This is a genomic window from Agromyces sp. NPDC058110, from assembly GCF_042884735.1.
Lineage (GTDB): Bacteria > Actinomycetota > Actinomycetes > Actinomycetales > Microbacteriaceae > Agromyces.
Map to the genome: position 1 here is coordinate 104,094 of NZ_JBHVTI010000008.1, position 24,229 is coordinate 128,322.

General features: G+C 72.3%; 19 protein-coding genes and 1 tRNA gene. 13 read left to right on the forward strand and 7 right to left on the reverse strand.

Features of this window, described 5'->3' with window-relative positions:
• Positions 1-84 precede the first annotated feature (84 nt).
• A complete protein-coding gene (gene hrpA, locus ACFVS8_RS18735; RefSeq protein WP_387065842.1) occupies positions 85-4,200 on the forward strand; it encodes an ATP-dependent RNA helicase HrpA in 4,116 nt (1,371 codons plus the stop codon).
• Positions 4,201-4,291: 91 nt separating this feature from the next.
• Here hrpA and ACFVS8_RS18740 read toward each other — a convergent pair whose 3' ends face one another.
• On the reverse strand, positions 4,292-5,767 hold the full coding sequence (locus ACFVS8_RS18740; RefSeq protein WP_387065844.1) for a nucleobase:cation symporter-2 family protein: 1,476 nt from the start codon (positions 5,765-5,767) through the stop codon (positions 4,292-4,294).
• Between the two features lie 204 nt (positions 5,768-5,971).
• On the reverse strand, positions 5,972-7,336 hold the full coding sequence (locus ACFVS8_RS18745) for an 8-oxoguanine deaminase (protein WP_387065846.1): 1,365 nt from the start codon (positions 7,334-7,336) through the stop codon (positions 5,972-5,974).
• 245 nt (positions 7,337-7,581) lie between these two features.
• Here ACFVS8_RS18745 and ACFVS8_RS18750 point away from each other — a divergent pair, with 245 nt between their 5' ends.
• The 8 genes from ACFVS8_RS18750 to ACFVS8_RS18785 all read left to right on the forward strand — a co-directional run bounded on the left by ACFVS8_RS18750 (position 7,582) and on the right by ACFVS8_RS18785 (position 14,925).
• Positions 7,582-8,790: an MFS transporter gene (locus ACFVS8_RS18750; RefSeq protein WP_387065849.1), complete on the forward strand. Its 1,209-nt coding sequence runs from the start codon at positions 7,582-7,584 to the stop codon at positions 8,788-8,790.
• 13 nt (positions 8,791-8,803) lie between these two features.
• Positions 8,804-9,655 carry an aldo/keto reductase gene (locus ACFVS8_RS18755; RefSeq protein ID WP_387065852.1) on the forward strand — a complete coding sequence of 284 codons (852 nt, stop codon included), beginning with the start codon at positions 8,804-8,806 and terminating at the stop codon, positions 9,653-9,655.
• Between the two features lie 129 nt (positions 9,656-9,784).
• Positions 9,785-10,780 (forward strand): DUF4349 domain-containing protein, encoded by a 996-nt coding sequence (locus ACFVS8_RS18760; RefSeq protein WP_387065855.1) that lies wholly within the window; start codon positions 9,785-9,787, stop codon positions 10,778-10,780.
• Positions 10,777-11,952 (forward strand): acyl-CoA dehydrogenase family protein, encoded by a 1,176-nt coding sequence (locus ACFVS8_RS18765; RefSeq protein ID WP_387065858.1) that lies wholly within the window; start codon positions 10,777-10,779, stop codon positions 11,950-11,952. Before ACFVS8_RS18760 ends, ACFVS8_RS18765 begins: the two co-directional genes overlap by 4 nt.
• 79 nt (positions 11,953-12,031) lie before the next feature.
• A complete protein-coding gene (locus ACFVS8_RS18770) occupies positions 12,032-12,208 on the forward strand; it encodes a hypothetical protein (protein WP_387065860.1) in 177 nt (58 codons plus the stop codon).
• 10 nt (positions 12,209-12,218) lie between these two features.
• Positions 12,219-13,121, forward strand: a complete 903-nt coding sequence (locus ACFVS8_RS18775; protein WP_387065862.1) for a metal-dependent hydrolase — start codon at positions 12,219-12,221, stop codon at positions 13,119-13,121.
• A gap of 90 nt (positions 13,122-13,211) precedes the next feature.
• Positions 13,212-13,706: a cation:proton antiporter regulatory subunit gene (locus tag ACFVS8_RS18780; protein WP_387065865.1), complete on the forward strand. Its 495-nt coding sequence runs from the start codon at positions 13,212-13,214 to the stop codon at positions 13,704-13,706.
• Between the two features lie 16 nt (positions 13,707-13,722).
• Positions 13,723-14,925 carry a cation:proton antiporter gene (locus ACFVS8_RS18785; RefSeq protein WP_387065868.1) on the forward strand — a complete coding sequence of 401 codons (1,203 nt, stop codon included), beginning with the start codon at positions 13,723-13,725 and terminating at the stop codon, positions 14,923-14,925.
• 41 nt (positions 14,926-14,966) lie between these two features.
• On the opposite strand, the gene ACFVS8_RS18790 is transcribed toward ACFVS8_RS18785, so the two are convergent.
• Positions 14,967-16,091, reverse strand: coding sequence for an LLM class flavin-dependent oxidoreductase (locus ACFVS8_RS18790; protein ID WP_387065871.1), 1,125 nt, complete (start codon positions 16,089-16,091; stop codon positions 14,967-14,969).
• Positions 16,092-16,338: 247 nt separating this feature from the next.
• Here ACFVS8_RS18790 and ACFVS8_RS18795 point away from each other — a divergent pair, with 247 nt between their 5' ends.
• The 4 genes from ACFVS8_RS18795 (at position 16,339) to ACFVS8_RS18810 (ending at position 20,779) form a co-directional block, all read left to right on the forward strand.
• Complete coding sequence (locus ACFVS8_RS18795; RefSeq protein WP_387065873.1) at positions 16,339-16,998, forward strand: NADPH-dependent F420 reductase; 660 nt, start codon at positions 16,339-16,341, stop codon at positions 16,996-16,998.
• 59 nt (positions 16,999-17,057) lie between these two features.
• The gene (locus ACFVS8_RS18800; RefSeq protein WP_387065876.1) at positions 17,058-18,440 is read left to right on the forward strand and encodes a M20/M25/M40 family metallo-hydrolase; all 1,383 of its coding nucleotides are present in this window, start codon (positions 17,058-17,060) and stop codon (positions 18,438-18,440) included.
• 136 nt (positions 18,441-18,576) lie between these two features.
• Positions 18,577-20,040: an MFS transporter gene (locus ACFVS8_RS18805; RefSeq protein ID WP_387065879.1), complete on the forward strand. Its 1,464-nt coding sequence runs from the start codon at positions 18,577-18,579 to the stop codon at positions 20,038-20,040.
• A gap of 25 nt (positions 20,041-20,065) precedes the next feature.
• Complete coding sequence (locus ACFVS8_RS18810) at positions 20,066-20,779, forward strand: DNA alkylation repair protein (RefSeq protein WP_387065881.1); 714 nt, start codon at positions 20,066-20,068, stop codon at positions 20,777-20,779.
• Between the two features lie 14 nt (positions 20,780-20,793).
• On the opposite strand, the gene ACFVS8_RS18815 is transcribed toward ACFVS8_RS18810, so the two are convergent.
• The 4 genes from ACFVS8_RS18815 to ACFVS8_RS18830 form a co-directional block, all read right to left on the reverse strand.
• On the reverse strand, positions 20,794-22,284 hold the full coding sequence (locus ACFVS8_RS18815) for an MFS transporter (RefSeq protein WP_387065884.1): 1,491 nt from the start codon (positions 22,282-22,284) through the stop codon (positions 20,794-20,796).
• Positions 22,285-22,365: 81 nt separating this feature from the next.
• Positions 22,366-22,441 (reverse strand) — tRNA-Ala (locus ACFVS8_RS18820).
• A 68-nt stretch (positions 22,442-22,509) separates the two neighbouring features.
• Positions 22,510-23,514, reverse strand: coding sequence for a hypothetical protein (locus tag ACFVS8_RS18825; protein WP_387065887.1), 1,005 nt, complete (start codon positions 23,512-23,514; stop codon positions 22,510-22,512).
• A gap of 51 nt (positions 23,515-23,565) precedes the next feature.
• Positions 23,566-24,228 carry a GNAT family N-acetyltransferase gene (locus ACFVS8_RS18830; protein WP_387065890.1) on the reverse strand — a complete coding sequence of 221 codons (663 nt, stop codon included), beginning with the start codon at positions 24,226-24,228 and terminating at the stop codon, positions 23,566-23,568.
• Position 24,229: the final 1 nt, after the last annotated feature.

Below are 24,229 nucleotides of genomic sequence, written 5' to 3' on the forward strand. Positions count from 1 at the left end.
CCATCACGCGAGCCGATGCCGCGACAGGGCGTTCGCCCGCCGCGAAGCGACTGGGCCGAACCGGCATCGTACGATGGAGGGCTGATGTCTCTGCCCTCGCCGAATCCCGGGACCGCGGTCCCCGTGATCACCTACCCCGCCGAACTGCCCGTCTCGGGGCAGCGCGACGAGATCGCGCGCGCCATCCGCGAGCACCAGGTCGTGATCGTCGCCGGTGCGACCGGTTCGGGCAAGACCACGCAGCTGCCGAAGATCTGCCTCGAGCTCGGCCGGGAGTCGATCGCGCACACGCAGCCCAGGCGCCTCGCGGCCCGCACGATCGCCGAGCGCATCAGCGAGGAGCTGCAGGTCGAGCTCGGCGACCTCGTCGGCTACCAGGTGCGGTTCACCGACAAGGTGAGCGCGGCCACGCGCATCAAGGTCATGACCGACGGCATCCTGCTGAACGAGATCCACCGCGACCGCGAGCTGCGCAAGTACGACACGATCATCATCGACGAGGCGCACGAGCGCAGCCTCAACATCGACTTCCTGCTCGGCTACCTCGCACGGCTGCTCCCCCGGCGTCCCGACCTCAAGGTCATCATCACGAGCGCGACGATCGACCCCGAGAGCTTCGCGCGGCACTTCGCGACGACGACGGATGCCGCGGGCGCGCCGCTGCCCGAGCCGGTGTCCGCCCCCGTCATCGAGGTGTCGGGCCGCACGTACCCCGTCGAGGTGCGCTACCGTCCGCTCGTCGCCGAGGCGGGTTCGGGCGCCGGCGGCGACGACAGCGACGACGAGGGGGCCGCGGCCGACGATCGCGACGTGCAGCGCGGCATCCTCGACGCCCTCGACGAGTTCGACCGCGAGTCGTCGGGCGACGTGCTCGTGTTCCTGTCGGGCGAGGGCGAGATCCGCGACGCCGAGGCCGCCGTGCGGGCGCACTACGGCACGGGCGGTCGCGGGCGCGGTGGCCGCGGCGGCGAGACCGAGGTGCTCCCCCTCTACGGCCGGCTCTCGTCGGCCGACCAGCACCGGGTGTTCGAGCCGTCGAAGGTCGCGGGCCTCCGCCGACGCGTCGTGCTCGCGACGAACGTCGCCGAGACGAGCCTCACCGTGCCCGGCATCCGGTACGTCGTCGACGCCGGAACCGCGCGCATCAGCCGGTACTCCGTGCGTTCGAAGGTGCAGCGACTGCCGATCGAGCCCATCTCGCAGGCCTCGGCGAACCAGCGCTCGGGCCGGTCGGGCCGCACGAGCGACGGCATCGCGATCCGCCTCTACTCCGAAGAGGACTTCGAGCGGCGCCCCGAGTTCACCGACCCCGAGATCCTGCGCACGAACCTCGCGGCCGTGATCCTGCAGATGGCCTCGCTCGGGCTCGGGCCCATCGAGGAGTTCCCGTTCCTCACGCCGCCCGACGCGCGCGGCATCCGCGACGGCCTCGACCTGCTGCGCGAGCTCGGCGCCCTCGAAGACGACCGGGGCGATCGCGCAGGCCGATCAGGTGGGGCGGATGCCGCGGCCGCACGCGGCCCGCAACTGACGCGCATCGGCCGCCAACTCTCGCGCCTGCCGATCGAGCCGCGGTTCGCCCGCATGGTGCTGGAGTCCAAGACGCAGGGCGTCTCGCGCGAGGTGCTCGCGATCGTCGCTGGCCTCACCGTGCAGGACCCGCGCGAGCGCCCGCTCGAACGCCGCGAGGTCGCCGACGGCTTCCACGCCCGCTTCGTCGACCCGACGAGCGATTTCCTCACGCTGCTGAACCTGTGGAACCACCTCGAGGCCAAGCAGAAGGAGCTCTCGGGCAGCGCGTTCCGGCGCATGTGCAAGTCGGAGTACCTGAACTACCTGCGCGTGCGCGAATGGCAGGACCTCGTGCGGCAGCTCCGGAGCCTCGCGAAGCCGCTCGGGCTCCACGTGGCGAACGAGGCCGGCGAACCGAACGGCGACGGCATCCACCGAGCGCTGCTCTCGGGCCTGCTCTCGCAGATCGGCCTGCGCGACGACTCGAAGACCTCGACCGGCCGCGGCGGTGCGGGCTCGACGCGCGAGGCCGAACGCAAGGGCCGCCGCCAGCAGGCCGAGTTCGTCGGCGCACGCAGCACTCGGTTCGTCGTGTTCCCGGGCTCTGCGCTCGCGAAGAAGCCGCCGCTCGCGATCATGAGCGCCGAACTCGTCGAGACGAGCCGCCTGTTCGCCCGCACGAACGCCGCCATCGACCCGGCGTGGGCCGAGCAGCTCGCGGGTCCGCTCGCGAAGCGGTCGTTCAGCGAGCCGCGCTGGGAGCGCCGGCAGGGCTCGGCCGTTGCCGACGAGAAGGTCACGCTCTTCGGCGTGCCCATCGTCGCGAAGCGCCGCATCCAGCTCGCGCGCGTCGACGCCGAGCTCGCCCACGAGCTGTTCGTGCGGCACGCGCTCGTCGAGGAGGACTGGGACTCCAGCCGCCTCGACCGCCGGGTCTTCGGCTTCGTGCGCGCGAACCGCGACCTGCTGCGTGGGCTGACCGAGGTCGAGGAGCGCACCCGCCGCCGCGACCTCCTCGTGGGCGACGAGACCGTGATGCGCTTCTACGAGTCGCGCGTGCCGGCCGACGTCACCGACGTGCGCTCGTTCGAGCGCTGGTGGCGGGGCGAGCACCGCCGCACGCCCGACCTGCTCACCATGACGCGCGCCGCGCTGCTGGGCGACGACGCCGTCGCCGACACGGGCGACGGGTTCCCCGACCGGTGGCGGCAGGGCGACCAGACGTACTCGCTCTCGTACCGGTTCGAGCCCGGCACCGACGACGACGGCGTGACCGTGGTCGTGCCGATCGTGCTGCTGTCCCGCATCAGCGCGGCGGGCTTCGACTGGCAGGTGCCCGGACTCCGCGACGAGCTCATCACCGCCCTGCTGCGCACGCTGCCGAAGGTCATCCGGCGACAGGTCGTGCCCGCCGCGGAGTGGGCCGCGAAGATCGCCGCCGAGCTGCCCGCGGGGCCCGAGCGCGGCGACGAGCGCGACCCGTTCACCCTCGCGGTCGGGCGTACCATCCGTGCGCTCACCTACGCGACCGTCGACCCGTCGGACTTCGACCTCGAGCGCGTGCCGCCGCACCTGCGCGTCACCTACCGGGCCGTCGACGAACGCGGGCGCACGCTCGGCACCTCGAAGGACCTCGCGTCGCTCCAGGCGAAGCTCGCCGACCGCACGCGCGAGGCCGTCGCGAAGGCCGTCACGGCGACCCCGGATGCCGGTGGCCGTCGTCGCGGCGGTCGGGACGCGGCATCCGCACCCGGGTCCGTGACGCGTGCGTCGCGGAGCGGCGACGCGCACGCACAGTCCGCGACGGTCGACCCCGCGCTCGCCGAACGCGGGGGCATCACGGCCTGGGAATGGGACGACCTGCCCGCGCACCTCGACACCCGCCAGGCGGGCAACGTGATCCGCGCCTACCCCGCCCTCGTCGACGAGAAGACGTCGGTGGCGCTGCGCCTCGTCGCCACGGCCGAGGAGCGCGACCGGGCGTCGCGCCGCGGCATCCGTCGCCTGCTCGTGCTCGCCACGCCCACTCCGGTCGCCTACGTGCAGGAGCACCTCTCGAACGACGAGAAGCTCGCGCTCGCGACGAGCGCCTACACGGGCACGCGGGCGCTGCTCGACGACTGCGTCGCGGCGTGCGTCGACGCCGAGCTGCGGGCCCGCCACCCCGACGGGCTGCTGCACACGCGCGCCGAGTTCGAGGCGGTGCGCGACGCGGTCGCCGCCACGATCGTGGACCGCATGTTCGAGACGGTCGCCCTCGTGGCCCGCATCCTGAAGACGGCGCGCGAGGCCGACCGTGCGATCTCGAAGGCGTCGAGCATCCAGTTGATGTCGGCCCTCGGCGACGCGCGCGCCCAGCTCGAGGCGCTCGTGCCCGCCGGCTTCGTGTCGGCGACGGGCCTCGAGCGCCTGCGCCACCTGCCGCGCTACCTCGACGCGATCAACGCGCGCGTCGCGAAGCTCGTCGAGAACCCCGGCCGCGATCGGCAGGCCATGAACCAGTTCACGCCCGCGTTCGACGCGTTCGAAGCCGCCGGCGGGCGTATGCCCATCGACCCCGAGGCGCCCGAGCGACTCGTGCGCGTGCGGTGGATGCTCGAGGAGCTGCGCGTGAGCCTCTTCGCGCAGGAGCTCCGCACGGCCGAGACGGTCTCGCCGCAGCGCATCGCGAAGGCGCTCGCGGGCTAGGCGCGACACGACCGCTGCCCCGGGGTCGGGACAGCGGTCGGATCCGCCTGCGATCGCAGTCGTCAGCGGTCGCCGACGACCGTCGCTCCGGTCAGTGGTCGCTGCGCTCGACCGCGACCTCGTTGCCGTGCGCGTCGACGAGCTTGCCGCCGACGTACGCGTCGCCCTCCTCGAGGGCGTCGAGCTGGTCGATGCGGATGCTGCGCGTCGGCGCCGCCGAGAACACCGAGGGGCGCTTCGGCGTGCCGAACGTCAGGTGGTTGAAGAGCAGGTTGAGCAGGATCGCGACGACGGCGGCCGAGCTGATGCCGGAGTCGAAGATGATGCGGAACCACTCGGGCATGCCGTGGTAGATGCCGGGCGCCGCGATGGGCAGCATGCCGATCCCGATCGCGGAGGCCACGATGACGAGGTTCATGTTGCCGCGGTAGTCGACCTTCGCGAGGGTGCGGATGCCGCTGGCGGCCACGCTGCCGAAGAGCACGATGCCCGCGCCGCCGAGCACGGGCGGCGGCACGGCCGCGACCACGCGTCCGAGCACGGGCAGCAGGCCGAGCACGACGAGCACCACGCCGCCGGCCGTGACGACGAAGCGGCTCTTGACGCCCGTGATCGCGACGAGGCCGACGTTCTGCGCGAAGGCGCTCTGGGTGAACGACCCGAAGATCGGCGAGATCGCACTCGACACCATGTCGGCGCGGAGGCCCGCTGCGATGCGCTTCGAGTCGACCTTCGTGCCGATGATCTCGCCGACGGCGAGGATGTCGGCCGTGGTCTCGGTGAGCGTGACGAGGATGACGATGAGCATCGAGATGATCGCCGCGATCTCGAACGTCGGCACCCCGAATGCGAACGGGGTCGGCAGGGCGAAGATCGGGCCGTCGCCGACGCCGCTGAAGTCGGCGATGCCGATGAAGGCGGCGACGACGGTGCCGATCACGATGGCGAGCAGGATCGAGAGCCGCGAGACCGCCCCGACGCCGATCTTGCTGAGCGCGAGCACGATCAGGAACGTCAGTCCGGCCAGTCCGAGGTACGCCGGCGAGCCGTAGTCGTCGGCCGTCGGGTTGCCGCCCTGGGCCCACATGGCCGCGACCGGGATGAGGGTCAGCCCGATGGTCGTGATCACCGACCCGGTTACGACCGGCGGGAAGAACCGGATGATCGTGGCGAAGACCGGTGCGATGAGCAGGCCGATGAGCGACGCGACGATGACCGACCCGAACACGGCCGGCAGCCCACCGCCGCTCGTGACGATCGCGCCCATCGTGGCCACGCCCGAGAACGAGACGCCCTGCACGAGCGGCAGCTGCGAACCGAACCACTTGACCCCGACGGTCTGCAGGATCGTGGCGAGTCCGCCCACGAAGAGGCAGGCGGTGATCAGCACGCCGATCTCGGCCTGTCCGAGCCCGGCGGCGGAGCCGATGATGAGCGGCGGGGCGATGATCCCGCCGTACATCGTGAGCACGTGCTGGAGCCCGTAGGCGAACGTCATGCCGATCGGCAGGCGTTCGTCCTCGGGGCGTGCGGGTGCATCGGTGGTGGTGCGCGCGGTTCTCTTCATCTCGACCTCTTCGTCGTTCGGGCCGCTGGTGCGGCCGTGTGTGATGGATCCGTTCGGGGCTGGTGTTCGGAAGCGCTCGGGGCTGTCGTCCGGTGTCGGTGTTGCGTGTTCGGTGTTCGGTGTTCGGTGGCGTGTTCGGTGTGGCGCGTTCGGTGTTCGGTGTGGCGTGTTCGGTGTCGGGGCGGGCCAGCGCGGAGGCGCGGGTCAGCCGTGGCGGGCGAGCAGTTGCCTGGCGGCCTCGCTGTGGTGGGCGATGAGCTGCTCGAGGTCGAGGCCGACGATCGCCCCGTCGACGACACGCCAGGTGCCGCCGACCATGACGCGGTCGGCCCGTTCGGCGCCGCACAGCAGGAGCGCGGCGACGGGGTCGTGGCTGCCCGAGAACCGGAGGTCGTCGAGCGTGAACATGGCGAGATCGGCCTGGCGGCCGGGTGCGAGCACCCCGAGGTCCGGGCGGCCGAGCGCCCGCGCGGATCCGGCCGTGGCCCAGCCGAGCGCGCGCTCCGGGGTGACGCTTGCGGCGCCGTAGCGCAGGCGCTGCAGGTAGAGCGCCTGCCGCACCTCCTGGATCATGTTGGATCCGTCGTTCGACGCGGATCCGTCGACGCCGAGGCCGACGTGCACGCCGCGCTCCTCGAGTTCGACCGCACGCGCGATGCCCGAGGCGAGCCGCATGTTCGAGGTCGCGCAATGGGCGACGGACGTGCCGGCGGCACCGAGCCGCCCGATCTCGTCGTCGTCGAAGTGGATGCCGTGCGCGAGCCAGGTGCGGTCGCCGAGCCAGCCGACGCTCTCGAGGTAGTCGACGGTGCGCAGTCCGAACCGCTCGCGGCAGAAGTCCTCCTCGTCGAGCGTCTCGGCGAGGTGGGTGTGCAGTCGCACGTCGAGGCGTTCGGCGAGCTCGGCGGTCTCGCGCATGACCTCGGTGGTGACCGAGAACGGCGAGCACGGCGCGAGCCCTATCTGCACGAAGGCGCCGTCGCCGCGCTCGTGGTAGGCGCCGACCAGGCGCTCGCTGTCGGCGAGGATGGTGTCGGCGTCCTGCACGGTGCTCTGCGGCGGCAGTCCGCCGTCGGCCTGCCCGAGCGACATCGACCCGCGGGTGAGGGTCGCGCGCATGCCGAGCCGCCTGACGACGTCGACCTGCACGTCGATACCGGCCTCGAGTCCGCTCGGGAAGAGGTAGTGGTGGTCGGCCGCGGTCGTGCACCCCGAGAGCAGGAGTTCGGCGAGCGCCGCCGTGGTGGCCAGTTCGAGGTCGCGGGGCGTGAGCCCGGCCCAGACGCCGTAGAGGCCCTGGAGCCAGGGGAACAGCTCGGCGCTGACGACGGGCGTCCAGGCCCGGGTGAGCGTCTGGTAGAAGTGGTGGTGCGTGTTGATGAGGCCCGGGATCACGACGTGCCGCGAGGCGTCGAAGGTCTCGTCGATCGCATGCTCGGGCGTTCCCCCTCGCGCGACCAGTTCCACGATCTCGGCTCCCCGCACGACGATGCCGCCGGCCGCATCCGCCTCGGCGCCGGTGTGGATGCCGAGCGGGTTCTTCAGCCAGACGGTCGTGGCGGCGGTCATGCGATGGGTCTCCGATCCTGGTGCGCGGTGCGGAACCGAGTGCGGCCCGCAGCGGGGGCCAGCTCAGTGTCGACCTGTCTGCTGATCCAGGTTCCGCCCCGTGGGGAGGTCATCAAGAAGTACCATCGCGTTCGGCGAGCGTCAAGACTTTTTCGCAGGATGAATGTTGAATTCCGTATTGCGAGAATTCGAGACGGAGGGTCAAGCGCGGCCGACGAGGCGCCCGTCGATAGAGTGGAACCACCGTGGCCAGCTACTCCGATCTCCTGAAAACACGGGGCGTCGCACGCATCATCGCCGCCCAGCTCACCGCGCGCTTCCCGTCGGGCATGCTCTCGCTCGCGTTCCTGCTGCACATCGAGCAGGTGACGGGCTCCTACGGCGCGGCCGGCCTCGTGCTCGCGGCGACCTCGATCGGCCAGGCCATCGCCGGTCCGCTCACGAGCCGGCTCATGGGACGCCTCGGCATGCGCCCGGTGCTCATCGGCACGACGATCGTGTGCGTCGCGGGCATCATCGCGATCGGCGTGCTGCCGCTCACGATCCCGCTGTACATGACCGTCGGGTTCGTCACCGGACTCGCGACGCCGCCCGTGCAGCCCGCCGTGCGCACCATCTACCCGAAGATGGTGAACTCGCGCCAGCTCACCCCGCTGTTCTCGCTCGACGCCTCCGCGCAGGAGATCATCTGGGTCGTCGGCCCCGTCATCACGACGCTCGTCGCGACGCAGATCGGCACCATCTGGGCGATCCTGCTCGCGGCCGTGCTCATGGTCGGCGGCGGCGCGTGGTTCATCAGCTCGCCCGAGCTCGGGCGCGTGCGCATCCCGAGGTCGAAGCGCGCCTTCGGCAAGGTGCTGCTGCGCCCGCCCGTCATGCTCGCCACGATCGTGGGCTTCCTCCTCATCGGCGCGTGCGCGGCGGTCGAGGCGGGCGTCGTCGCGGTCTTCGGGCACGGCGGCCCGGAGGCCGGGCTCGTGCTCGCGATCTTCTCGGTGGGCTCCCTCGCGGGCGGCCTGCTGTTCGGCCACATCCCGATCGGGCCGTGGGCGACCGCGCGACGCATGTTCATCGTGTTCGCCGGCATGGCGCTCGCGGCCTTCGTCATGGACTTCTGGTGGCTCTCGGCCACGCTGTTCATCGCCGGCATCGGCATCGCACCGGCCCTCGCCGTGCTGTTCTCGATCGTGTCGTCGAGCGTCAAGTTCTCCGACACGGCGGAGGCCTACGGCTGGGTCGGCACCGGCCAGCTCATCGGCGCCGCGCTCGGCTCGGCGCTCGCGGGCTTCTTCATCGACGGCTACGGCGCGCAGGGCGCGTTCTGGATCGCCGCCGGGTTCGCGCTCGTCGGCGTGCTCGTGCCGACGTTCGGGCGCCGCTGGCACCCCGACCTGCGCGGACGCGATGCGAGCCCGATCCCCGACACCGAACCCGTTCCCCTGCAACCGAGCTGATCGGAGCTCCCCCATGACCGACGCACCCCTGCCGAAGGGCCCGCTCCCCCATGCCCCGCGCCTCGGCCTCGCCGACGGCGCGCGCATCCCGCAGCTCGGCTTCGGCCTCTACAAGGTGCCCGCGGCCGACGCCACGGGCCTCGCGATCGCCGCGATCGACGCGGGCTACCGGCACCTCGACACGGCCGCGTTCTACGCGAACGAGGCCGAGGTCGGCGAAGCCGTCCGGCAGACGGATGTCGCGCGCGACGAGCTCTTCGTCACCAGCAAGGTCTGGAAGGACGACAACGGCTACGACGCGACGCTGCGTGCGTTCGACGCGTCGATGGCCAGGTTCGGCATCGAGGCGCTCGACCTGTACCTCATCCACTGGCCCGTGCCGTCGACCGACCGGTACGTCGACACCTGGCGCGCACTCGTGCGGCTGCAGGCTGACGGACGGGTGCGCTCGATCGGCGTCTCGAACTTCCACGTGCACCACGTCGACCGCATCGTCGACGAGACCGGGGTCGCGCCGGTCGTCAACCAGGTGGAGCTGCACCCGTGGCTGCCCCAGCGCGAGCTCCGCGCCGACCACGCCGCGCGCGGCATCCGCGTCGAGGCCTGGTCGCCGCTCGCCCGCGGACGCGTGCTCGACGACCCGACGCTCGCCGAGCTGGCCGCGAAGCACGGGCGCTCGCCCGCCCAGGTCGTGCTGCGCTGGCACGTGCAGCAGGGCGTGATCGCGATCCCGAAGGCCTCGTCGCCCGCCCGCCTGCGCGAGAACCTCGACGTGTTCGACTTCGAGCTCGACGACGCCGACCTCGCGGCGATCGCCTCCCTCGAGACGGGCGAACGCACGGGCCGCGACCCCGACCTCGACTGAGCGCGAACGAGCGGCGACTCCGGTTCGTTGGGGCCGTTCGACGACTCCCAGCGAAGCGCAATGCGATCGTGATCGCACTCCCAGTCGGCGCCCAGACAGCGGGTTCGCGCGCGGCGCTACGGTGTGCCCATGAGAGCCTCGCAGCGCAGCAACCGCCCCGAAGTCGAGCATCACGAACAGCCCGAGCCGAGCGTCGGCGAGCACCGGCATCCGCACGGCAGGCGACGATCGCGAGGCGCCGCCTGGTCCGTCGCCGGAGCCGGCGCGGCCCTGCTGATCGCCCTCCTCGCCGGGTGCTCCGCGAGCGGCGGATCGACGTCGGAGCAGGCGCCGATGGATGCGCCCGCCGGCGCCGACTCGCTCGACGGCGCCGTGGCGCTCGACGGCGCGGTCACGCTCGAAGCGGGCGATGAGGCCGAGGCGGGGTCGGACGCCGCCGCGAGCGCCGCCGACGCCGACCGCAGCGTGGTCACGACGGGCGACGTGCGCATCACCGTCGACGACCCCGTCGACGCTGCGGCCGAGGCCGTGCGCATCGCACAGCAGGCGGGCGGGCGCGTCGACCAGCGCACCGAGAACCCCGGCGCCGCCGATCACCCCGAATCGGCCTCCGCCTCGCTGGTGCTGCGCATCCCGGCCGACCGACTCGACGGCGCTCTCGACGAGCTGCGCGACCTCGGCGACGTGACGTCGGTGTCGATGGACGCGACCGACGTCTCGCAGCAGCACGACGACCTCGACGCCCGAATCGGCGCCCTCGAGACCTCGATCGGGCGCATGACCGCACTGCTCGCCGAGGCGAAGGACATCGGCGACCTCATGGCCGTCGAGTCCGAGCTCACGACCCGCCAGGCCGAACTCGACGGGCTCGTGCAGCAGCGCGACGGGCTCGACGACCGCATCGCCTACTCGACCCTGACCGTCGGCCTCACGACGGTGCCCGTCGTCGTCGCACCCGAGCCTGCGCCCGAGGGCTTCTGGGGCGGACTCGTCGCCGGATGGAACGCGCTGCTGTTCTTCCTCGGCTGGGTGGGCGTGGTCGTCGGCGTGCTGCTCCCGTGGCTGCTCGCCTCGCTCGTCGTCGCGATGATCGCGGTGCCCCGCGGGCGTAGTCTGACGACGTGACCGCGACGACGCCAGACGGCCCAGAGACCCTGCTCGACGACGACCTGCTCGAACGCTTCCGCGAACGCGCGGCACGCTACGACCGCGAGAACGCGTTCTTCGACGAAGATCTCGCCGAACTGCAGCAGATCGGCTACCTGCGGGCCCTCGTGCCCGCCGAGCTCGGCGGGCTCGGCTGGGGGCTCGACGACGCCGTGCGCGGGCAGATGCGCCTGGCGGGCGCAGCGCCGGCCACCGCGCTCGCCGTGAACATGCACCTCGTGTGGACCGCGGTCGCGAAGATCCTCGCCGACCGGGGCGACGACACGCTGGAGTTCCTGCAGCGCGAGGCCGGCGCGGGCGAGGTGTTCGGGTTCGGCATCAGCGAGGCCGGCAACGACCTCATGCTGTTCGGCTCGCGCACCGAGGCCGACCTCCAGGCCGACGGCGGGTACCGCTACACCGGCCGGAAGATCTTCACGTCGCTCTCCCCCGCGTGGACCCGCCTCGGCACCATGGGGCTCGACTCGGCGTCGGCCGATGCGCCCAAGCTCGTGTACGGCTTCATCGACCGCGAAGACCCAGACGTGAAGGTGCTCGACGACTGGAACACGCTCGGCATGCGCGCCAGCCAGAGCCGCACCACCGTGCTCGACGGCGCGTACGCGGCGCCCGACCGCATCGTGCGCCGCCTCGACCCCGGCCCCAACGCCGATCCGCTGGTGTTCGGCATCTTCGCGAGCTTCGAACTGCTGCTCGCATCGGTCTACGCGGGCATCGGCGCGAGAGCCCTCGACCTGGCCGTGGCGGCCGCCCACCGGCGCACCTCGATGAAGCGCGACGGCGCGCCGTACGCGCACGACCCCGACATCCGGTGGCGCATCGCCGACGCCGCGCTCGCGCAGGACGCGCTCGAGCCGCAACTGCTGGCGGTCGCCCGCGACCTCGACGGACTCGTCGACCACGGCTCGAAGTGGTTCGCGAAGCTCGTGGGCGTCAAGATCCGCGCGACCGAGACCGCGAAGCAGGTCGTCGACCAGGCCGTGCGCGTCTCGGGAGGCTCGAGCTACTTCGCCGGATCCGAGATCGGCCGGCTCTACCGCGACGTGCTCGCCGGCATCTTCCACCCGTCCGACGACGAGTCGGCCCACGCGACCGTGGCGAACACCTGGCTGGGGCCGATTCCCGAATGAGTGCGGGCGGGGCGCGGCATCCGCTCGATAGACTGGCCGGAGTGCGGTGCCGCGCCGCGCATTCGTCAAGGGGGTCGTCGTGAGCGCCGTTCTGTTCATCATCGCCATGGGCGTGTTCGTGTTCGGCATGTGGCTCATGGGCAACGCGACGCACATCGTCGGGTTCGAGGCGATCGTGTTCTTCGCGGGCATCCTCTGCATCTCGCTCGCGATGGCGATCCCGATGAGCCTCCTCGGCCGCAGCGACAAGGCCTGAGCGCCGCCCGATGACGCTGCCCTCGCACGACACGCGCGTCTCCTACCCGTTTGGCGACCTCGTGCAGCAGGCCGTCGTGCTCCACGTCGAGCCGCTGGCAGACGGCCGGCTCGCGGTCATCACCGATGCGACGAGCTTCCACCCGGTCGACGCGGCCTGGCCCGACCAGCCCGCCGACTCCGGCACCCTCGAGGTGCGCGGCGCCGGCCTGCCGATCCGCGACGCCGTGGTGGCCGCGACCGACGGCGACGCGCTCTTCGTCGGCGCCGACCTCCCCGTGCGCAAGGGCACCGAGGGGTGGGCGTTCCTCGTGGCGCACCTCGTCGACGCCGACGCGTCCGCCCCGGCGCCCGCCGAGGGCGACGAGGTCGTCATCACGGCCGACGGCGACGCACGACGTGCGCTCTCCCTCGGCCACACGGCCTGCCATGCGGCATCCCTCGCCCTGAACGCGGCACTCGAGTCGCGCTGGTCGAAGCCGGCGCGCACCGACGCCCTCGAGCGCCCCGACTTCGACGGCATCGCGATCGCGACGAGCCGCATCGAGCCCAACGGATCGGTCGACCGGTACCGGCTGAACAAGTCGCTGCGCCGGGCGGGGTTCGACGTGGCGAGCCTGCTCGACGAGGCCGGAGGCGAGGGCGACGGCCTCGCGACGCTGGCGCAGACCGTCACCTCGACGGTCGCATGGTGGATCGCCTCCGGTTCGCCCGTGCGCATCGACCGCGACGGCGACGGGCTGACCGACCGTCGCTCGTGGGTGGCCGAGCTGCCCGACGGCGAGGCGCGGATCCCCTGCGGGGGCACGCATGCGGGCTCGCTGGCCGAGCTCGGCGAGGCCGGGGTCTCGTTCGAGCTCGTCGACGACGCCGGAACCCCCGTGCTCGAGATGCGCACGGTCGTCACGGGCTGAGGCCGCGCGCTGCGGGCGGACGCACGGTGCTGCCGGCCGACGCGCGTCGAACCGGACGGCCGCCCCCTCAGCGGGGTTACGATATCCGCTGTGGGTATCCGTATCGAGAAGGTCGACCTGCCGGGCATCGGCTTCCGTCACGACCTCGTCACCGAGAGCGGCCGTCGCATCAGCGTCGTCTCGCACCGCGACGGCGAGCGCGACCTCGGCGTCTTCGACCGCGACGACCCCGACGAGTGCCGCGACTCCATCCAGCTGAGCGACGACGAAGCCGCGGCCCTGGCCGACGTGCTCGGCGCCTCGGTCATGTTGAGCCGGCTCACGAGTCTCAGCGACGAGACCGCCGGGCTCTACACCGAGCAGATCATGCTGCCGACCGACTCGCCCTTCCTGAACCGCACGCTGGGCGACACGAAGGCGCGCACGCGCACGCACGCGTCGATCGTGGCGATCGTGCGCGACGGATCGATCATCCCCTCCCCGACCCCGGCCGATCATCTGCGCGCCGGAGACGTCATCGTCGCCGTCGGAACACGCGAAGGACTCGACGGAGTAGCCAGGCTGCTCGCCAACGGCCCCGACTGATCGCCGGGCGCCGCCGATGCACGACACCACGCTGCTGCTGATCGAAGTCGGCGCGCTCCTGCTCGTCATGAGCCTCGCGGGGCGCCTCGCGCTGCGCATCGGCATGTCGCCGATCCCGTTCTACCTGATCATCGGGCTGGCGTTCGGCGAGGGCGGGCTGATCCCGCTCGACGCGAGCGCCGAGTTCCTCGAGGCCGGCTCCGAGATCGGCATCATCCTGCTCCTCGCCCTGCTGGGGCTCGAGTACACGGCCTCCGAGCTGTTCGACAGCCTGAAGTCGGCGCGCGCGGCGGGCATCGTCGACGGGCTCATGAACGCGATCCCGGGCGCGCTCGTCGCGCTCATGATGGGCTGGGGCCCGCTCGCGGCCGTCGCGCTCGCGGGGGTCACGTGGGTCTCGTCGTCGGGCGTGGTCGCGACGATCCTGCGCGATCTCGGCCGCCTCTCGAACCGCGAGACGCCGGCGGTGCTCGGGGTGCTCGTCATCGAAGACCTGGCGATGGCGTTCTACCTGCCGATCCTCTCGGCGCTCGCGGTGGGCGCGAGCATCCTCCAGGGCGCGATCGGCGTCGCGATCGCGGTCGGCGTCGCGAGCGTGATCCTGTTCGTGGCGCTCCGGCACGGGCACCTTATATCGCGCCTGTTCCCGGCCGACGAGTACGAGCCGCTGCTGCTCGGCGTGCTCGGCCTCACCATGCTCGTCGCCGGGCTCGCGGCCCAGGTGAGCGTGTCGTCCGCGGTGGGCGCGTTCCTCGTCGGCATCGCGCTCTCGGGCCGGGTGGCGGCGAACGCGAGCCGCGTGCTGACGCCGCTCCGCGACCTGTTCGCGGCCACGTTCTTCGTCTTCTTCGGCATCACGTCCGACTCCTCGGCGCTCTGGTCGATGCTGCTCCCGGCGTTCCTGCTCGCGATCGTGACGATCGCCACGAAGGTCGTCACTGGGGCGTACGCGGCGCGGCGCGCCGGCGTGGGCACGCTCGGCCAGTGGCGCGCGGGCTTCGCGCTGGCTCCGCGCGGCGAGTTCTCGATCGTCATCGCGGGCATCGCGGTCGCGTCGGGTGCGGCGCCCGAGCTCGCCCCGCTCGCGACCGCCTACGTGCTCATCACGATCTTCGCCGGCACGTTCCTCGCACGCGTTCCGGATGCCGCGTGGTTCCGGGCCGCGGTCAAGCGCCGTGCCGCGCGGTCGGCGGCCGCAGCGGGGCGCGCGGCCGCTTGACCCGCGGCCCGACCGACTCGCGGCAGGGCCCGCGCCGCCGGTCAGTCGGCCGAGGAGGTGCGTTCGGCCGCGGCATCCGCCCGATCGCGCGCCGCGAGCTCGCGGGCCTCGGCGAGTTCCGCGTCGACGTCGACGTCGGCCGCGAGCAGCTCGCGCACGCGCGGCACCACCAGGGTCGCGTAGCGCTCGATGCTGCCCATGATCGCCTCGTGCGAGAGCCCGCCGTTCGAGACCTTCAGGTCGAAGCGCGTGGCACCGGTGACCCGCAAGGCGTCGGCGATGCGGTGCGCGACGACCTCGGGCTCCCCCGCGTACAGCGCGCCGTGCACGGCCTCGCTCTCGAAGTGCCCGCGCGTGGTCGGACCCCAGCCCCGTTCGGCGCCGATCGTGTTCATCATGGCCTCGTAGTGCGGCCAGAGGGTGTCGAGCGCCTCCGCGCGCGAATCGGCGATGAAGCCGGGCGAGTGGATCGCGACGGGCTGCGGCTCGTGCCCGAACTGCTCGAGCGCGCGACGGTAGAGATCGGCGAGGGGCGCGAACCGCGCGGCACTGCCGCCGATGATGGCGAGCACGAGCGGCAGACCGTAGTGGGCGGCGCGCACGACGGACTCGGGGCTGCCGCCCACGCCGATCCACGTCTTGAGCCGACCGTGCTCGACGGGCGGGTACACGAGCTGATCGGCGAGCGCGGGCCGCAGCTTGCCGCTCCACGTGACTGGCTCCTGGGGCAGCAGGGCGGCGAAGAGCTCGAGCTTCTCGTCGAAGAGCTCCTGGTACTGCGCGAGGTCGTAGCCGAAGAGCGGGAAGGACTCGATGAAGGAGCCGCGCCCGAGGATCACCTCGGCACGCCCGTTCGAGAGCCCGTCGAGCGTCGCGAAGCGCTGGAACACGCGCACGGGGTCGTCGCTGCTCAGCACGGTGACGGCCGATCCGAGGTGGATGCGCTCGGTGCGCGCCGCGATCGCCGCGAGCACGACCTCGGGCGACGAGACGGCGAACTCGTGGCGGTGGTGCTCGCCGACGCCGAAGAAGTCGAGGCCGAGGCGGTCGGCGAGCACGCCCTCCTCGACGACGTTGCGCAGCACCTGCGCGTGCGACAGCTTCGCGCCGTCGGCGTCGAGGGTCACGTCGCCGAACGTGTCGACGCCGAATTCGTAGTGGGTCATGCTGGTGCGCTCCGTTCGTATGCGTTCGCATGGAACAACCGGGCCTCATCCGATGCTATTCCCCTCCGACGTGCGCGCGCAGGCCGTGCCCGGCCACGACCGCCGCGCGCGATGCGGAGGGCGGATGCCGCGCGGCGGCGTCTCGACGCACCTCGCCGGGGAATGCGGCATCCGCCCGACCGGTTGCACCACATGCGCGCGCATGGAAGTTCGGGGTCTCCGGCTGCCGGCGCGGGAGAATGGAGACATGCACGTGGCAGACCGGCCGTCGATCGGCATCTTCGGAGCGGGCAAGGTGGGCACCGCCCTCGCCCGCCTGCTCGTCGCATCCGGATACGAGGTCGTGCTGGCCGGCTCGCCGCGCCAGACCGCGCTCGACCTGCTCGTGTCGGTCGTGGCCCCCGGAGCCCGCGTCGCGACCCCGTCCGAACTCGTCGCCGGCGCCGACGTGATCATCGTCGCCGTGCCGTTCGGCAAGGCGGGCACCGTGCCGTGGGCCGAGTTCGGCGACCGCATCGTGGTCGACGCCATGAACTACTGGCCGCCCGTCGACGGGCACATCGCCGAGATCGACGCCGACGAGCGGTCGACCAGCGAGATCAACGCGGCGCGCAACCCCGAGGCCAGGGTGCTGAAGTCGCTGAACCACCTCGGCTACCACGAGATGGAGGACGACAGCATGGACGCGGGGTCGCCGCTGCGCCGCGCCCTCGCGGTCGTGGGCGACGACGCCGACGCCCGCCACGTGCTCGCCGGCATCATCGACGACCTCGGCTTCGACGCGGTCGACGGCGGCCCCCTCGCCAACGGCCGTGCGCTCGAGCCGGGTCATCCGGCGTTCGGGCGCGAACTCAGCGCGGCCGAGCTCTCCGCGCTGCTGGCGCCCGCCGCGCACCTCGCGGCCTGACGCGCGCGATCAGCGGCGCCGCGGCCTGACGCGCGCGACGAGCGACGTACGCTGTTCGCATGCCCGACTCCCCTGCATCGCCCGCGGCCGTGACGGCCGCACCCACCGTCCGCGCCGGCGCGCCCGAACGCCTCGCCCGCATGATCGCCCTGCCGACCGTGTCGGCCGAGCTCGAGCAGCGCGGCATGGCCGACTTCGACGCGTTCCGCGACCTGCTGGCCGAGCTGTACCCGCTCGTGCACGAACACCTCGCGTTCGAGCAGCCGCACGAGCTCGGCCTGCTCTTCCACTGGCGCGGCACCAGCGACGCCGACCCGGTGGTGCTCATGGCCCACTACGACGTGGTGCCGGCGGTCGAGGCCGACGGATGGACCTTCCCGCCCTTCGAGGGCCGCATCCACGACGACTCGGTCTGGGGCCGCGGTGCCCTCGACGACAAGGGCCCGATGCTCGTGCTGCTCGAGGCCGTCGAGAACCTGCTCGCCGACGGGTTCACCCCTGCTCGCGACGTCTTCCTCTCGTTCGGCGGCAACGAGGAGGACCACGGCAGCGCAGGTCGGGCGATCGCCGACCTCTTCCAGGCGCGCGGCATCACGCCGTGGCTCGTGCTCGACGAGGGCGGCGCGGTCATCGACGCGCCGTTCCCGTTCGTGAAGCTGCCCTCCGCCATGGTCGGCGTCGGCGAGAAGGGCATCGTGTCGCTCCGCCTCGAGGCCGAGAGCAAGGGCGGCCATGCCTCCGCTCCGCCCGCCAACACGCCCACCGACCGCATCGCGCGCGCCGTGCACCGGCTGCACCCGAACCCGTTCCCGAAACGCGTGCCCGTCTCGGCCCGCGCGATGCTGCGGAGCTTCACCCCGCACACGACCGGCGCTCCGCGGCTGCTGCTCCAGGCGCTGAACGCCATGCCGTGGGTCACGGCCCGCGTGTTCGCGAAGCTCGGCGGCGAGCCGGCGGCCATCGTGCACACCACGGTCGCGGCGACCATGCTCGAGGGCGGCACCGCGCACAACGTGCTGCCGTCGCAGGCGGCCGCCGTGTTGAACCTGCGCATCGCGCCGGGCGAGACCGTCGAGGGCACCGCGGCCAGGGTGCGCCGGGTCATCCGCGACCGGCACGTGACGGTGACGGTGCTCGACGGCAGCGACCCGTCGCCCGAGTCCTCCGTCGACACGCCGGCGTTCCGCGCGATCGAGGCGGCCGTGGCCGGTTCGTACCCCGAGGCCGTCACCGCGCCGTACCTCGTGATGGCCGCCACCGACTCGCGCTGGTTCCACCGCTTCTCGCCCTCGGTCTTCCGGTTCGCCCCGCTCGCCATGACGGCTGCGCAGCGCGCCGCGATCCACGGCGTCGACGAGTCCGTCACGTTCGACAGCCTCGCGCGCGGCGAGCGCTTCCACCGGGCGCTCATCGTCTCGCTCGACGGCTCGACCGCCGCATGAGCTCCGGATGCCGCGGCGGGCCGCCGCGGCATCCGGACAGGTGTGACCGAAGCGTGACCATCGACCCGCCCTCCTGGCGATGGAGCGCTCCCACGAGGGCTTAGGGTGTATCCACCCCCAACCCGAAGGAGCCCCGATGTCGCGTGCCCTGAGCCTCGGCCCCCTGGCCGCGATCGTCGGATTCCTCGCGTTCGTGGAGTTCACGAGCGGCATCCTGCAGGGCTTCTACACGCCCATGCTCACCGACATCGCGCGCAACCTGGGCATCCACGACGCCGACGTGAACTGGCTCGAGGGCACGCAGCTCATGCTGTCGGCCCTCGTCGTGCCCGCGTTCGCCAAGCTCGGCGACATGGTGGGCCACAAGCGCATGCTCGTCTGGTCGACGGCCATCACCGCGGCCGCGTCGTTCGTGCTGCCGTTCACCGACTCGTTCCCCGTCTTCCTCGCAGCGTGGGCCCTGCAGGGCTTCTACGTGGTGTGGCTGCCCCTCGAGGTGGCCCTCATCTGGTCGCGCTCGCGCGCTGCGGGCCACCCGGCGTCGCTCACCATGAAGTCGGCCGGCCTGCTCGTGGCCGCGCTCGAGATCGGCGCCATCTCCGGCGCCCTCGCGGGCGGCGCGCTCATCGACGCGCTGCCGCTCACTGTCGTGCTGCTGATCCCCGCCATCGCGGTCACGGCGTGCTTCTTCGTGATCCTCTTCGGCGTGAAGGAGTCCCCCGAGCTCACGGGCGGCCGGCTCGACGTCGTCGGTCTCGTGCTCGTCTCGCTCGCGCTGCTGGCCGTCACGGGCGGACTCAGCTTCCTCCGCCTCAACGGCGTCGACGACCCGCTCTCGTGGGGCCTCATCGCGCTCGGCATCGCGATCGGCGCGGCGTTCGCGTGGTTCGAGCTGCGCCACGACGATCCCCTCATCGACGTGCGCATGTTCGCCTCGCCCTCGCTGCGCCCGGTCTTCATCACGGCCGGCCTGTTCGGCGTCAGCGTGCTCGGCGCGCAGGCCCCCCTCTCGACGTTCGCGCGCACCGATCCCGAGGTCTACGGCTACGGGCTCGGCACCCAGGGGTTCCAGACCTCTCTGCTCATCGGCGTCTACCTCATCGCGATGATCGCGGGCGCCCTGTCGTACTCGTCGATCGCGCGCCGGCTCACGCCGCGCATCACGCTCATGCTCGCCTCCTCGCTGGTGGCGGTCGGCTACCTGCTGTTCGTCCCCCTGCACGACACCTACGCGCAGACGCTCACGAACATGATCATCGCCGGCATCGGCTCCGGCGCGCTCGTGGCCGCGCTGCCCGCCGCAGCGGCGGCGGCCGCCCCGCCGACGCAGACGGGCGTGGCGACCGGCCTCACCAACTCGGTGAAGACCGTCGGCGGCGCCATCGCCTCCTGCGTGTTCGGCATCGCGCTCGCGAGCCACGTCATCGGCGGCTCGGGCTCCGCCGGCGCCGAGGGCACCGCAGGGTCGCTCTCGGGGTACCTCACCGTGTGGATCGTCTGCGGCCTCACCGCGGCGGTGTCCGTGGTGCTGCTGGCGTTCGTGCCGAAGCTCGCGTTCTCCGACGCCCCCGAGGTGCGGGAGCCCGCTGCCGTAAGCTGACGCCGTGCGCGGGAGGGAGCGCGAGATGTCCGAGACCGCAGGTCCGCACGATGCCGCAGCGCTCGTCGCCGTGCTCGAGTCGCTCGCGACCGACGCCGAACGGCAGAAGTACACCCGGTTCTTCCCGCCCGACGAGTCGGCGCCGTTCATCGGCGTGCGCATGGGGCAGGTGTTCGACCTCGCGAAGACCGCCCTCGACCTCCCCGTCTCCGAGCTCGAGGCGCTGCTCGAGCGGCCGACCCACGAGGTGCGCGCGCTCGCGTGCAGCATCATGGGCAAGTCGGCGGCGCATCGCCGCACGACGGAGCCGAGGCGGCTGGAGCTCTACGACCTGTACCTGCGACGTCACGACCGCATCGACCAGTGGGACCTCGTCGACCTGGCCGCACGCGACGTGGTCGGCGGCTGGCTGCTCGAGCGCGACCGTGCGCCGCTGCGTTCGCTCGCGGCATCCCGAGCCTGGCCCGAACGCCGGACCGCGCTCGTGGCGACCTTCGCGTTCCTGAAGCGCGGCCAGCTCGACGACGCCTACGAGCTCGCCGGCATGCTCGCGACCGATCAGGAGCCCTACGTCGCGAAGGCGCTCGGCTGGGTGCTGCGCACGGCGGGCGACCTCGACCCCGACCGCTTGACCGCGTTCGTCGAGCCACGTGCCGCAGCCATGCCCCGGGTCGCGCTGCGCGCCGCGCTCGAGCACGTCGACCGGCCCGAACGCGCGCGGCTGCTCGCGATCCGCTGAGCCGCGCGCGACCGCTACCCCGCAGCCGCGGCCTCGTCGCCCGTCGACCGCTGCCGTCGCCGCGCACCGAGGTCGGCGACGCCGATGCCGAACGCGACCGCGACGAGCACCGCGACGGCGAGCATGCCGTAGCCGTACGCGTGGTGGTACACGGTGAGATCGGGCTTGCCGTCGGACTCGCGGTAGATGGTCGAGTAGAACAGCGACAGGGTGATCGCGGTGCCGATCGCGGTGCCGATGCGCTGGCCGAGCTGCCCGACCGACCCCGCGAGCCCGCCCTGCTTCACCGGGATGTCCATGAGGGTCAGCGTCTGGTTCGGAGAGACCACGAGTCCGCCGCCCGCACCGGCGATCGCCATCGCGGCGGCCATCGCCCACGGCGTGACCTCGGCCGGGGTCGTGATGGCGAGCAGCACGAGCAGGCCGATGCCGATGAGCAGCAGCACGAGCCCGGCCACGACCAGCGGTCGCCCGAGGCGGTTCACGAGGTTGCCGCCCACCCATGAGGCGATCGCGCTCACCAGCGCGAAGCCGATGCTCACCATGCCGGCGAACACGGCCTCGAGCCCCAGGCCGTCCTGGAGGTAGAGCGTCGTGAGCAGGAACATCGACGGGATCGCGGCGAAGTACACGCTCGCGAGCGAGATGCCGTTGCGGAACGACGTCACCCCGAACAGCGCGAGGGGCACGAGCGGTTGCCGACCGGATGCCGCGTAGCGCCGCTCCCACGACAGGAACCCGATGAGCCCGAGCACGAACACCACGAGCACCCACCACCTGGCCGGGTTGTCGCTGGGCGATCCGGTCGTGAACAGGAACGGCCACATCAGTGCGAGCACGGTCACCGCGAAGAGCACGAGCCCGACCGGATCGAGCGACAGCGGGTCGGGCGACGGGCGCCTGGTGACCGGGAGGAACCAGATCGCGAGCACGAGGAAGACGATCACGAGCGGGACGTTCAGCAGGAAGATGCCGCGCCATCCGTCCTGCGGCCCGCCGATGGCGATCATCAGGCCGCCGAGCGTCGGACCGAAGGCCGTCGCGAGGCCGATGACCGCGCCGAAGAGGCCGAACGCCTTGCCGCGCTCCGGGCCGCGGAACAGCTCCTGCACCATGCCGAGCACCTGCGGCATCTGGATGCCGGCCGCGACGCCCTGCAGCAGTCGTGCCACGAGCAGCACGGTGATGTTCGGCGCGAGCGCGGCGACGAGGCTCGTGACGAGGAAGAGGCTGAGCCCGGTGACGAACAGCGTCTTGCGCGAGCGCTGGTCGCCGATGCGACCGGCGGGCACGAGCGTGAGGCCGAACGTGAGCACGTACCCGGCGACGATGAGCTGCAACTGGGTCGCCGAGGCGTCGAAGGCCGCCTCGATCGACGGCAGTCCGACGTTGACCTTCGACAGGTCGAGGATGGTGAGCGCGGCGACCCCGACGCAGATCCAGTACGCGCGCCACCGATGCTGCTCGGAGACGGGAATCGACCTGGTGAGCGGTGGCTGCGACATCGCTGCCAGCCTACGCCCGAGCGGAATTCCGGCGGCCGGACATGCAGAACGCCCCGGATTTCTCCGGGGCGTTCTGGCTGCTGGTGGACCCAGGGGGATTCGAACCCCCGACCTTCTCATTGCGAACGAGACGCGCTACCAACTGCGCCATGGGCCCGAGCGAGTACGAGCCTATCACCACTCGAAGGGTGGTCTTGACCACCCCGGGCCCGGCCCGATCGGCACTCAGCCGACCTTGCGCCGGCGCTGCAGCACGGCGTCGAGATCGCCGAAGCGGCGCTGCGGTTCGCCGACCACGCCCATGCCGGCGTACGGGCTCGCGGGCTCGCGCGTCGGCTCGAGCTGCTCGACGCGCGTGCTCGCGGCCGGCGCCTGCGGGGCGGGCGCGATCGTGGGCACGGGTGCCGCGATCTCGTCGATGCGCTTGGCGCGCTCGGCCTCGGCCGCGACGCGCTGCAGCTCGGCTGCGGCCTCGATCGACGCCATCGCCGTCGCGGCGATCGTGCCGCGCGAGAGCGTGAGGGGCTTCGGCAGCGGGCGCGGGGTCCAGCCCTCCTGGAGGGGCGCCTCGTCGGCCAGCTCGACCGGCTCGAACGGCTCGGCCGCCCGGCGCTCGACCGGGGCCGCGACGGGCGCCGACGGGCGCCGGCGCGCGAGTGCGACGAGCCCGCCGAAGGCGATCGCGGCCACGACGCCGCCGCCGAGGGCGATGGTCCACGAGGCCCCGAACGCGAGGCCGACGAGCCCGCCCGCCGCGGTCAGCAGGCCGAGCAGCATCGCCAGCGAGCACAAGGCACGCCGACGACGCAGCGCGCGGCGCCGCGGAGCCCCGGTGGCCGACGCGCCGATCGGCGCGTCGGCGGGTCGGGCGACCTCGCGCGCGTGCTCGACGACCTCGGCCGCGGCCGCGACGGCCGCGTCTGCGGCGATCTCGGCGGCCTTGCGCTCAGCGATCGCCAGGCGTTCGGTGGTCTGCGCCTCGAGGCGCGCCGTGCGCTCCTGTTCGCGCAGCGCCTTCTGCTGCAGCGCGACCTGCCGGGCATTGGCCTCGATCAGCACGGGCTCCGGCGTCTCGGCGGTCTCGGCGAGGATGCGAAGGGTCTGCTGCAGCCGCACGGCGTTGCGCTCGGTCGCGAGGTACTGCCGCCTCCGCAGCCAGATGGGCATGAGGTACGCGATCCACAATGCCGCGGCCACTGCCACGAGCAGACCCCCGCCGATCACACCCATACGAATAACGTAGGTCACCGCCGACTGATGCCGCCCCCGTTGCGGGGCGTGTCAACGATCTGCTACGCGAAGCGGGTGCGCCGCGGCCGAGCGGTCCTCGGCGGGGATGCGCGCGGCATCGATCGGCGCGCGACCGTCGCGCCAGCGCCGCAGCACGCCTTCGGCGACCTCCTCGGCCACGAGCGCGAACGAGAAGTGGTCGCGCCATCCGCCGTCGATGTGGATGAAGCGCCTGCGCAAGCCCTCGTAGCGGAAGCCGAGTTTCTCGACGACCCGCAGCGAGGGCCCGTTCTCGGGTCGGATGCAGATCTCGATGCGGTGCAGCCGCAGCACCTGGAAGCAGTAGTCGGTGGCGAGCGCGACGGCTGTGGGCGTGATGCCGTGCCCGGCCGCGCCCTGCGCGACCCAATAGCCGATCGACGCCGACGACAGGGAGCCGTAGGCGATCGACGAGACGTTCAACTGCCCGACGATCTCGCCGTCGACCTCGAGCAGGAACGGCAGCGCGTGGCCCGCTCGCGCGTGCGCGAGCAGGTTGCGGATGCTGGCGCGCGTGTCGATGATCGTGCCCCCGCCGGGATACGTGGCCTCCCAGCGGCGCAGCCAGGCGCGGTTGTCGAGCAGCACGCGTTCGAGCTGCTTGGCGTCGCGGGCCCTGATGGGGCGCACGACGAGCTCGCCGTCGCGGAGCGTCGGGATCGCGGCGGCGGCCATC

Excerpts from the sequence above, each read along its gene's own strand:
- hrpA (WP_387065842.1), top strand. The coding sequence starts at position 85 with ATGTCTCTGCCCTCGCCGAATCCCGGGACCGCGGTCCCCGTGATCACC.
- ACFVS8_RS18740 (WP_387065844.1), bottom strand. The coding sequence starts at position 5,767 with ATGAAGAGAACCGCGCGCACCACCACCGATGCACCCGCACGCCCCGAG.
- ACFVS8_RS18745 (WP_387065846.1), bottom strand. The coding sequence starts at position 7,336 with ATGACCGCCGCCACGACCGTCTGGCTGAAGAACCCGCTCGGCATCCAC.
- ACFVS8_RS18755 (WP_387065852.1), top strand. The coding sequence starts at position 8,804 with ATGACCGACGCACCCCTGCCGAAGGGCCCGCTCCCCCATGCCCCGCGC.
- ACFVS8_RS18760 (WP_387065855.1), top strand. The coding sequence starts at position 9,785 with ATGAGAGCCTCGCAGCGCAGCAACCGCCCCGAAGTCGAGCATCACGAA.
- ACFVS8_RS18775 (WP_387065862.1), top strand. The coding sequence starts at position 12,219 with ATGACGCTGCCCTCGCACGACACGCGCGTCTCCTACCCGTTTGGCGAC.
- ACFVS8_RS18785 (WP_387065868.1), top strand. The coding sequence starts at position 13,723 with ATGCACGACACCACGCTGCTGCTGATCGAAGTCGGCGCGCTCCTGCTC.
- ACFVS8_RS18790 (WP_387065871.1), bottom strand. The coding sequence starts at position 16,091 with ATGACCCACTACGAATTCGGCGTCGACACGTTCGGCGACGTGACCCTC.
- ACFVS8_RS18795 (WP_387065873.1), top strand. The coding sequence starts at position 16,339 with ATGCACGTGGCAGACCGGCCGTCGATCGGCATCTTCGGAGCGGGCAAG.
- ACFVS8_RS18800 (WP_387065876.1), top strand. The coding sequence starts at position 17,058 with ATGCCCGACTCCCCTGCATCGCCCGCGGCCGTGACGGCCGCACCCACC.
- ACFVS8_RS18805 (WP_387065879.1), top strand. The coding sequence starts at position 18,577 with ATGTCGCGTGCCCTGAGCCTCGGCCCCCTGGCCGCGATCGTCGGATTC.
- ACFVS8_RS18810 (WP_387065881.1), top strand. The coding sequence starts at position 20,066 with ATGTCCGAGACCGCAGGTCCGCACGATGCCGCAGCGCTCGTCGCCGTG.
- ACFVS8_RS18815 (WP_387065884.1), bottom strand. The coding sequence starts at position 22,284 with ATGTCGCAGCCACCGCTCACCAGGTCGATTCCCGTCTCCGAGCAGCAT.
- ACFVS8_RS18825 (WP_387065887.1), bottom strand. The coding sequence starts at position 23,514 with ATGGGTGTGATCGGCGGGGGTCTGCTCGTGGCAGTGGCCGCGGCATTG.
- ACFVS8_RS18830 (WP_387065890.1), bottom strand. The coding sequence starts at position 24,228 with ATGGCCGCCGCCGCGATCCCGACGCTCCGCGACGGCGAGCTCGTCGTG.